Origin of the sequence: Caballeronia terrestris (assembly GCF_001544515.1) — a bacterium.
Taxonomy (GTDB): Bacteria; Pseudomonadota; Gammaproteobacteria; order Burkholderiales; family Burkholderiaceae; genus Caballeronia; species Caballeronia terrestris.
The window spans coordinates 1-870 of the sequence record NZ_FCOL02000528.1 but is presented as its reverse complement, the minus strand read 5'-3'; the positions used below and the strand labels follow the sequence as shown (position 1 = coordinate 870).

General features: G+C 64.1%; 1 protein-coding gene. It reads right to left on the bottom strand.

From position 1 onward, the window contains the following. On the bottom strand, window positions 1–870 hold an 870-nt coding region (locus AWB67_RS38745), incomplete at both ends, for a serine hydrolase domain-containing protein (protein ID WP_087660934.1).

Here is an 870-nt window from a genome sequence, read left to right as displayed (position 1 = left end):
GCCTGGCACGCCCTGCGTGCGGCTGCTGCGTTCGAGTTCTTCTCTCAGCGCTTCGGTCTTCGCGGCGCTCGCAACCGGCCGGGTGGATGGCGTCAGTGCGGGAAGAATGAAATCGTTCACCATGTGACGGTACTGCTTCAGATACGTCGCATCACGCAAGCCGCCATCGGTGGGCAGGAGGCTCGTCATCACGACGACCGCATGCCGCGCGGGCAGCACGGTGATGAATTGGCCCTTGAAGCCCATCGCGCCGAATTCCGGCTGTCCTTTCTCGACGACGTGCTGAATCCAGCAGTAGTAGCCGTAGTCGGCGGCGGCGGGCGAGGGCGACGTCATCTGCCTTATCCATGCTTGCGGGACAATCTGCTTGCCTTGCCAGCGACCGTCTTCGAGCATCAGCATGCCGATCTTCGCCATGTCTATTGCGCGCAGGCGCAGACCCCAGCCGCCCGCGACCGCGCCCGTCTCGTCGACGCCCGTCCAGCGGTAGTGCGACATGCCGAGCGGCTTGAAGAGTTTCGTTTCGGCGAAACGGTCCTCACGTTCGTGCGCGGCGACGCTGACCGCCGTGCCGACCAATACCGGATTCACGTCGATGTAGTCGAAGTCCGTACCGGGCGCCTTCGCGGCACGGGCCGTCACCGCGACGCGCAACCGGTCTGGTGCGCCGTAGTAGAGCGGATCGGTGCCTTCGCGCGTTTGATAGCTGAGGCCGCTCGACATCGACATCAGGTGGCGCAGCTCGATGTCCTGCTTGTCTGCGAGTTGCGAAGCGAGATCGGGCCGCGCTTTCGTAATCAACGGCGCTACCCTGGTCGACGGGTTCAGCTTGCCCTCGCCCTCCAGCACACCGACGAGCAACGACGTAAT